This is a genomic window from Aliivibrio sp. A6, assembly GCF_028765505.1.
Lineage (GTDB): Bacteria > Pseudomonadota > Gammaproteobacteria > Enterobacterales > Vibrionaceae > Aliivibrio > Aliivibrio finisterrensis_A.
Window position 1 is genome coordinate 33,104 of the sequence record NZ_JARACR010000032.1, and the last position, 8,790, is coordinate 41,893.

Genomic DNA, 8,790 nt, shown 5'->3' on the forward strand with positions numbered 1-8,790 from the left:
GATGAATTGTGACTAATAAAAATACAAATAAAGCCAATATCATTGAATTTAAGACCGTAGATAAGTACTACGGACAATTTCATGCATTAAAAAAGATTACCCTTTCTATCAGTGAAGGGGAAAAGGTCGTTATCTGTGGTCCTTCTGGCTCAGGAAAATCCACTCTTATTCGTTGTATCAATGCCTTAGAATCCATTCAACGTGGTACTCTGTCACTCTTTGAGCAACCGCTCTCATCAAAACAACTAATGAATGGCCAAGTGGGTATGGTATTCCAACACTTTAATCTATTCCCTCACTTAACGGTATTAGAAAACCTAACGTTGGCACCAATTAAAACATTAAAATTATCAAAGAAAGCGGCCATTGAGCGTGCTTTAATCTATTTAGAACGTGTGAATATTGCAGAACAAGCAGATAAATACCCTTCTCAGCTTTCTGGTGGACAACAACAACGAGTCGCGATCGCTCGATCTCTGTGTATGGAGCCTCAAATCCTTCTGTTTGATGAACCGACATCTGCACTTGATCCTGAAATGATCAGCGAAGTATTAGACGTTATGTCAAATCTGGCTAAAGAGGGAATGACTATGGTCTGTGTCACGCATGAAATGGGCTTTGCTAAGAAAGTAGCAGACCGTGTGGTATTTATGGATGAAGGCGAAATCCTTGAAATTGCTGAGCCTGAGCAGTTCTTTGACAACCCACAACACCAACGTACTCAACAATTTTTAAACCAAATCTTAAGTTACTAATATGCTTCGTTTAAAAAACATTTTTTCACCAGTGCTCTCTGCTTTATTGCAAATCAGTTTATTAGCTGCCGCACTTTACTGGATTTTAAATAGCGGTGCTCAAGCCATGAACTACCAATGGCAATGGGATCGCGTACCTGATTTTCTGTTTTTTTATGAAGATGGCGAATGGTTCCCAGCAGAGCTTATTGAAGGCCTACTCGTCACTTTGCACATTTCAGCCATTAGCGCCATTGCCACTTTAGTCATCGCATTAATAACCGCTTTATTACGCCTTTCGAATTCAATCGTAGGTCGAAGTATCGCCACCTTATATATCGAACTAATACGTAATACGCCTTTACTTGTGCAAATCTACCTACTCTATTTTGTTTTTGGGCCATTTCTAGATTTAGATAGATTCACAACCGCTGTACTTGCTTTGGCTCTATTCCAAGGAGCCTATACTGCTGAGATTTTACGTTCAGGGTTAATCAATTTACCAAAAGGACAATTTGAAGCCTGTAAAACGTTAGGGCTATCTTCATTCAATAGCTATCGCCATGTCATATTACCCCAAGTAGTAAGAAAAACATTGCCTTCATTAACGAATGAATTAGTTTCTTTAGTCAAAAACTCTTCTATAGTCAGTGTGATGGCTATTTTTGACTTAACAACTGAAGGACGAAATATCGTCTCCGATACGGCAATGCCTTTTGAAATTTGGTTTACTGTCGCCGCTATCTATCTCATTATTACATTAACACTTTCTGGGCTATCTGCTTGGTTAGAACACCGCATGCACAATGCATATTAATGGAGAACCACTCGCATGAAGCAACTATTCACATTATTACTCAGCCTAAGCTTATTATTTAGTAGCTCAGTATTTTCAGCATCGTCATCAGACAGCACACCTAATCTTGATAAAATTCAAGAAAGAGGAACTCTTAAAGTTGGTTTAAGTACTTTTGTGCCTTGGGCTATGCGAAATAAACAGGGCGAACTTATTGGCTTTGAAGTCGATGTTGCAAAACGTTTAGCAAAAGACTCAGGCTTAAAAATTGAATTTATTCCAACCGCTTGGGATGGGATCATCCCCTCTCTTATTTCAGGGAAATTCGATGTCATCATTGGTGGCTTAACCATTACTGACGAGCGTTCAAAAAGTGTTTTATTTACTGTTCCTTACTCGCACTCTGGCGTTCAAGTTGCAGCGAACAAACAGCTAACTGACGGCTTTACGCGTGAACAGTTTAATTCTCGTCGTGTTAAATTTGCAGCACGTCGTGGCTCAATTACGGTTGCGGCAATTAAAGAAAACTTCCCTAAAGCAAAAGTGCTTCAATTTGATGATGAAGCACAAGCTTTCCAAGAAGTATTAAATGGCAATGCTCATGCGGTAGCGGCTTCCACACCAAAGCCTGAATTTGATTCTATCAAATACGCTGATATCTTATATTTACCTTTTAAAGAACGTTTATCGCAAGGTAATGAAGCGTTTGCTGTTCGTCTTGGTGAAGAGGATAAAAAAGCCTATTTTGATGCGTGGATTGAAGCACGAACAGCTGATGGTTGGCTACAAGAGCGTTACGATTACTGGTTTACCAGTCTAGATTGGCAAACACAAACAGCGAACTGATTACCATGCAGCAAAGCATTTCTTTAAAACTAAATCGTTTAGATTGGATATTACTGGCCATTATTGCTAGCGTTGTATTTTGGTTATTTACAAAAGAAAGCGGCACACTCGCTTATCATTGGCAGTGGTCTCGCACTTTTGATTTGCTGTTTACGCGTAAGCCTGATGGCTCATTGCCCTATTTCTTCGATGGTGTATTCTCAACACTACGCCTCACATTTTGGGGAATGCTCTTTGCTTTACTATTTGGTGTCCTACTGGGTTTAGGACGCCGATCATCCCTTGCTATCATTAGATCTTTATCAAACAGTTACATTCAGCTAATTCGTAATATTCCGCCATTAGTATTCATTTTCATTTTCTATTTCTTTATTGCAAATCAATTAGTGCCATTACTTGGATTAGAATCTTTGCTTAGGGATCACAATGGGAACATTAACGCGCTTCAATCGTTTCTATTTGGCTCTGCCAATTTATGGGAAAATTTAGCTTCAGGCGTACTTTGTATCGGAATGATTTCTGCCGCTTATATTGGTGAAGTTGTGCGCTCTGGTTTAGATACAATCCCACGCGGTCAACATGAAGCAGCCAAAAGTTTAGGCTTATCCACTTGGCATCGCTACCGCTATATTATTGCACCTCAAGTATTTAAAGTGATCACCCCTCCTCTTGCTGGTCAATGCATTTCGTTAGTGAAAGATTCATCGATCATTTCATTAATATCAATTCAAGAGTTAACGTTTGTTGGAACTGAAATTGCGAATTCAAGCGGTATGATTTTTGAAATATGGATAGTGGTCGCTTTTTGCTACTTTATTCTTTGTTTTACATTATCACGTCTATTTGCTTATTGGGAACGCGATAACACAGCTGTTTAGTAGAAACCAACAGACAAATAAAAAAGCTCAGAGTCATCCCTGAGCTTTGGTATCAATTTTTCTGATAATAGTAATAAACTATATAAATTTTTATACCGTAAATCTATTCATGATTTTTTCTTGGCTTTCAACTAATGCCACTTGATCAGCTATTGCTACGCCTGCACCTTGCGCCGCTTCATGAACCAATATCGACAAGTCTTTAATATTTACTGTTTTGCCATTAATTTCTTCCGCTACATGGCTTTGCTCCTCTGCAGCTGAGGCAATATGAATGTTCATGTCGTTAATTTGTTGAATAGTTTCTCTGATCTGAGCTAATGCATCCGCTGTTTGTTTCGCTTTCTCTACGGTTAATTCTGCTCTTTGTTGGCTACTCGACATTGAAGCCGATACTTTTGATGCCCCAGATTGAAGTTGATCAATCATGGTTGCAATTTCAGTCGTGGATTGCTGAGTACGCTGTGCTAACGTTCTCACTTCATCAGCAACAACGGCAAAACCGCGACCAGCTTCACCTGCTCGTGCTGATTCTATTGCCGCATTCAAGGCTAATAGATTAGTTTGCTCTGCAATATCATTAATGACTCTTAGAATAGAGCCAATACTGTCCGTTGCTTGCTCTAACTTCTCAACCTCGCTTACCGCTTGATTAATATTTTCTGATAAATCTGTTATTTCTTCTGATGTTTGATTCAACACCATCATTCCATGCTCAGTCGCATCATCAGCTTGTTTAGCATATTCAGCGGCATTTTGGACATTACCTGCAACATCAACCGATGTCGCTGCCATTTCATTCATTGCAGTTGCAAGTTGTTCAAGTTCCATCATTTGGGTATTCATTGCATTTACTGATTCAGTTGCACCAGAGGAAATTCGTTGTGTACCTTCAGTGAGTTTATGACTTAATTCTTTTGTTTCAGTCACTTGAGCCTGTAGATTAGAAATAAATTGGTTAAACCCTTCTGCCAATGGTGAAAATTCAGGATCTATATTAGTATCTAAACGTTGGCTTAAATCTGCTTCACCAGAAGCAACATTGTGAATGGCATGATTTAATGTTTGAACTGGACGTATAAGACGAGTAATAAAGATAAGCATTAATGTAATCGCGACAATAACAGCGATTACAGAATAAATTAGTGAGTCATTCTTTAATTCATTAATCTGCTGAAATACTTTCTCTTCATTTAAAACCACACCAATCGACCAAGGATGGCCATTAATAGGGCTAAATGATATATCGTGAGCGACCCCGTTAATCTCTGTCGTTTGTAACTTTGAATTTAATTGAATATTTGGTAAAAATGAGGTCATTGATTTACCGTTGAATTGGCTATCCGGATGAGCAATTACCGTCCCCGCATTGTCTACAATAAACAAATAACCAGCATCGAACAGCTCGACTTGGTTTACTAATTCTGCAAGACTACTCAAGCTTAAATCAAAAAATATTGAACCAATAAACTGACCATTTTCTTTCACAGCCGTACCAATTGAAATTAAAATCTCACCGGTAAGTGCATCTTCATAGGGTTCAGTGATTATTGTTCCATTATTTTGTTTTGCAGATTTATACCACCCACGAGTCCTTGCATCATAGTCCTGAGGGTCCCACGTTGGATCATTACTAATAAAATTATGCCCATCTTCAAAGCCAATTCCGGCCAGAACAAAAGCACTCTTAACTTGAGGCTGACTCAGTACCATCTCAAGCACATTTGAGTTTAAGTTACTTTCAGCGATTGCTGTTACATATTCTGCCAGTAATGTTTTCCCAGCTAATTCAGAGTTAACGGTAGTTCGAACCCCATCAACAATTTCATGAATACTGGATTGAACTTCATACTCAACCTCTTTTTTCATATTAAGGTATTGCACTGTACTTAATAAAGCCAACGTGACAGTCATAATAACTGAAAAGGCCAGAATAATTTTGTGTCGAAACTTCATAGATACTTCCCTATCTCTAACAATCCACGCTTTTTATAGTTCACATAATCTAATGGTTTAAACTTATTAACAAACCCAACAATAACATTTTTGCAACAGCTGTCTCATTTATAAAAAGACAAAAAAAAGCAGCCACTTTATCTAGTGGCTGCTTATTAATTAAATTCAATGAGTTATAAAAATTAGAATGCACTTCTAATTAATTTGTTGAATCTCTTCCAATCTGTTTGTATTTACCGTGAATACTCTAAAAATGAAGATAGTATTCATCATAGACAACACAACTTCTGCTATCGAAAACACGAACGACAGCACTGGTGACTGTAAACCTAATAGGCCTAAGCCATATTCTAGCGTCCACATTAAACCCGTTGTAAAACCAAAAATAATTACCAAGCCTTTAAAGAGGATCCAATAATTGTCTTTTGTATCATGCCAACCTAGTTTAATCGCATCCATTGTTTTCTCTTTATACAGCACACAATAAATTTCTGTAAACGAGAAACGAGCCATTAAGTAAAGACCAGGTAAAATAAGCGCAATAAAACCAGTTAAAATAGCAAGCCCTAAAATGATATTCATCAATACAAACGAAAACCACGTTTTGGCAGGGATCTGATACAACTGACTAAATGGGACACGACGACCATCAAAAGAGTAAGCGATATAGTAAAGTATCGCCCCTTTATAGAAAGGATAGATCGTCAGAATAAACAGCATATAAAGTAAAAATTGGCCTGAACCATCTTCTTCGTTAAAACTCAATGCGATCCCATTTGTAATGAGTGCAAATGGTAGAACAAGAATACAGAAAGCAATAAAATGCTTTTTGAAGTAATTGAAGCTGTCCATCAATAAAACTGATAAAGCTGGCATCTCTTTTTATCCCTAAATGTGTGTATAAATCATGGTTATCTACATGAGAATAGCAAATAACAGACAAAGTAAGAAGTTGATTTATTAGATACCTATCGAATTATATGGTGGTCTTTAATCATTCGGATCCCTTCACGGCGAATACAGCTACTAATAGGGTTCTGATCCATACTAGCACGCCAAATAAATGAGAGTGTACGCTCCATGTTTAATTCAGGTACATTCAAGGCTACCAACTCACCACGCTCAATATACTTAATAACATCTAAATAAGGTAAACAGCTCAAATATTGACCATTTGCAACTAATGTTCGCAATACAGGTACATGTTCATACTCACGCCAAACATCTAAGTCAGGAATTTTATCGTGGATGGCACTATCAAAAATAGTTCGTGTCCCTGCACCATGCTCACGTAATACCCATTTCGCTTGCTCTAACTGGGCTAGACTCACGGTTTCGTGCTTTGCAAAAGGATGATGTGCCGCAGCAACAATAATCAAATGGTCTTTACAGAATACTTCCTGATGAATTCGATTATCATCACAGCGACCTTCTATAATACCCAGTTCATATTTGTAATCTAACACGCCATTAATGATCCCTGAGGTATTTTTTACCCCTAAAGAGATACGTATTTCTGGGAAATCATTATCAATATTACTGATAAGGTTTGGAACCAAATGTTCCGCTGCCGTTTGACTCGCCCCTAGAGACAGTTCACCACTGATTAAATGCTGATCATAAAAGCCTAATTCTATCTGTTGTGCGTCATGGATCAGTTTTTTCGCTTTAGGTCGAAGCCATACACCCCAATGGGTTAACGCCATTCGCTTACCGTTACGTTCAAATAACGAGCGACCTAGCATTTTTTCTAATTGCGACAAGGACATACTGGTTGCCGATTGAGTTAACGACAACATTTCAGCAGCCTGGCTAACACTTCCTGTTGTTGCTACCGCATCAAAAACGGCCAACTGCTTTAATGAGTAACGCATAACTATCTCTTTTATAAGAATTTATTTTAAAACAATCATACCACTTCATCCCCATCAAGAAAACTGATATAGAACTTAAAAACAATCAATTTTACCTTCCGTGCATTTACTCATAATCTAAATGGGCTCAAGCAGAACAGGAACGAACACAACGTTTGAGCTTATTAATAATCACAATAACTTAAGGAGGACAAATGAGCACTAACCTCAGTCCAAATACTTCTGGACAATTTAATCCCAGTGAAATGATGGACCAAGCGGCTTATTACGCCCTTGCTAAATCAAAGAAGCCAACCAGCATGGTGATTGGCTTAGCAATTATGGCTGGTGTATTTATCGGTATTGCTTTCATTTTCTATATCACAGTCACAACAGGGAACTCACAAACGGGCTGGGGAATTAGTCGATTTGCTGGCGGTTTAGCATTTAGCTTGGGATTAATACTGGTTGTCATTGGTGGCGGAGAGCTTTTTACCAGCTCTGTACTTTCAGCCATTGCGGTTGCAAACAAACAAATTAGCTTTGGAAAAATGTTAGGAATATGGGGAAAGGTTTACATCGGTAATTTTATCGGTGCAACCTTACTGCTTGCTTTAGTTGTTTCTGCGGGAATGTATCAAAACGATGGTGGTCAATGGGGATTAAACGCCCTAAACATTGCTCAACATAAGTTACATCACCAACCATTAGAAGCTTTTGCTTTAGGTATTTTATGTAATTTGTTGGTCTGTTTAGCCGTTTGGATGACGTTTTGCTCAACGAACATGTTAACTAAAGCTGTCATGGTTATTTTGCCTGTTGCGATGTTTGTTAGTAGTGGTTTTGAGCACTGTGTTGCCAATATGTTCATGGTTCCATTAGGTATTGCGATTCAACAATTAGCTCCACCTGAGTTTTGGTTGTCCGTTGGTGCGTCACCTGAGCAATACGCTGATTTAAATATTATTAACTTTATTACTGCCAATTTAATTCCGGTAACTCTTGGAAATATTGTCGGCGGTGCTGGCTTAGTTGGCCTAGGTTATTGGGCCATTTTTAGTCGTCCACAACTTAATGCTGTACCTGATTCACAAATTACTCCACTTTTTACCGATTCAGACACAAAGGAAATCACTAATATGAACGCGAACAAAACAGTAAATCAATTTATGGATATTAACGCTTACGTACTTCGCCCTGAAATGCCTGTTGAAATTGCATTAGACAACCTATTAGATCGTCATCTTTCTGGTGCAATCGTTATTAACAGTCATAATGAAGTTGTTGGTTTCTTTTCTGAACACGATGTATTAGTAGAATTATGGTGTGAAGATTACTTACCAGAACAAGGGCGCACTGTTGCTGATTTAATGAAGACGGATATCACTAGTATTTCACCTAAAGATACTCTACTTCAATTAGCTGAATTTTACGCAATTGATAAAGCAACATTATACCCAACAACAGATATGGGATATGTAACAAGCTACAGCACTTTATCAGTTAATGACCGTGCTCGTGATATGCGCATCGCTAAACCTCGTATCTTGCCTGTTATTGACGATAATAAATTCGTTGGTATTGTCACTCGTGGTCATGTTATTGCTCAATTACGTTCAATCTACGGTGAACGAATGGAAGTAGTAAAATCTCATGAAGAAGAAATTGAAGCCGTTGTTGCTTAGAAGCACAATAAAAAATATAACAACGCTTTATGGCTAAAAAAA

Annotated in this window: 8 protein-coding genes; 5 read left to right on the top strand and 3 right to left on the bottom strand. The window is 38.1% G+C overall.

Features of this window, described 5'->3' with window-relative positions; translation table 11 throughout:
* Positions 1-8 precede the first annotated feature (8 nt).
* From PVK70_RS15905 to PVK70_RS15920, 4 genes are read left to right on the top strand one after another with little or no spacing between them, the layout of a single operon-like run.
* The gene (locus PVK70_RS15905) at positions 9-755 is read left to right on the top strand and encodes an amino acid ABC transporter ATP-binding protein (protein WP_130049005.1); all 747 of its coding nucleotides are present in this window, start codon (positions 9-11) and stop codon (positions 753-755) included.
* Between the two features lies 1 nt (position 756).
* Positions 757-1,551 (top strand): amino acid ABC transporter permease, encoded by a 795-nt coding sequence (locus tag PVK70_RS15910; RefSeq protein ID WP_130049004.1) that lies wholly within the window; start codon positions 757-759, stop codon positions 1,549-1,551.
* A gap of 15 nt (positions 1,552-1,566) precedes the next feature.
* Positions 1,567-2,376 (top strand): transporter substrate-binding domain-containing protein, encoded by an 810-nt coding sequence (locus PVK70_RS15915; protein WP_130049003.1) that lies wholly within the window; start codon positions 1,567-1,569, stop codon positions 2,374-2,376.
* Positions 2,377-2,381: 5 nt separating this feature from the next.
* Complete coding sequence (locus PVK70_RS15920; protein WP_130049002.1) at positions 2,382-3,254, top strand: amino acid ABC transporter permease; 873 nt, start codon at positions 2,382-2,384, stop codon at positions 3,252-3,254.
* A gap of 90 nt (positions 3,255-3,344) precedes the next feature.
* Here the strand turns inward: PVK70_RS15920 and PVK70_RS15925 are convergent, their stop codons facing one another.
* The 3 genes from PVK70_RS15925 to PVK70_RS15935 all read right to left on the bottom strand — a co-directional run bounded on the left by PVK70_RS15925 (position 3,345) and on the right by PVK70_RS15935 (position 7,084).
* On the bottom strand, positions 3,345-5,210 hold the full coding sequence (locus PVK70_RS15925; RefSeq protein WP_130049001.1) for a methyl-accepting chemotaxis protein: 1,866 nt from the start codon (positions 5,208-5,210) through the stop codon (positions 3,345-3,347).
* Positions 5,211-5,405: 195 nt separating this feature from the next.
* The gene (locus PVK70_RS15930) at positions 5,406-6,086 is read right to left on the bottom strand and encodes a hypothetical protein (protein WP_130049000.1); all 681 of its coding nucleotides are present in this window, start codon (positions 6,084-6,086) and stop codon (positions 5,406-5,408) included.
* Positions 6,087-6,178: 92 nt separating this feature from the next.
* Positions 6,179-7,084 carry a LysR substrate-binding domain-containing protein gene (locus tag PVK70_RS15935; RefSeq protein WP_130048999.1) on the bottom strand — a complete coding sequence of 302 codons (906 nt, stop codon included), beginning with the start codon at positions 7,082-7,084 and terminating at the stop codon, positions 6,179-6,181.
* Positions 7,085-7,278: 194 nt separating this feature from the next.
* Between PVK70_RS15935 and focA the strand changes: the two genes are divergently transcribed.
* Positions 7,279-8,748: a formate transporter FocA gene (gene focA, locus PVK70_RS15940; RefSeq protein WP_130048998.1), complete on the top strand. Its 1,470-nt coding sequence runs from the start codon at positions 7,279-7,281 to the stop codon at positions 8,746-8,748.
* The last annotated feature ends 42 nt before the right edge of the window (positions 8,749-8,790 follow it).

Bases quoted from the DNA above. Each gene is read 5' to 3' on its own strand.
- PVK70_RS15910 (WP_130049004.1), top strand. From the start codon at position 757: ATGCTTCGTTTAAAAAACATTTTTTCACCAGTGCTCTCTGCTTTATTG.
- PVK70_RS15915 (WP_130049003.1), top strand. From the start codon at position 1,567: ATGAAGCAACTATTCACATTATTACTCAGCCTAAGCTTATTATTTAGT.
- PVK70_RS15920 (WP_130049002.1), top strand. From the start codon at position 2,382: ATGCAGCAAAGCATTTCTTTAAAACTAAATCGTTTAGATTGGATATTA.
- PVK70_RS15925 (WP_130049001.1), bottom strand. From the start codon at position 5,210: ATGAAGTTTCGACACAAAATTATTCTGGCCTTTTCAGTTATTATGACT.
- PVK70_RS15930 (WP_130049000.1), bottom strand. From the start codon at position 6,086: ATGCCAGCTTTATCAGTTTTATTGATGGACAGCTTCAATTACTTCAAA.
- PVK70_RS15935 (WP_130048999.1), bottom strand. From the start codon at position 7,084: ATGCGTTACTCATTAAAGCAGTTGGCCGTTTTTGATGCGGTAGCAACA.
- focA (WP_130048998.1), top strand. From the start codon at position 7,279: ATGAGCACTAACCTCAGTCCAAATACTTCTGGACAATTTAATCCCAGT.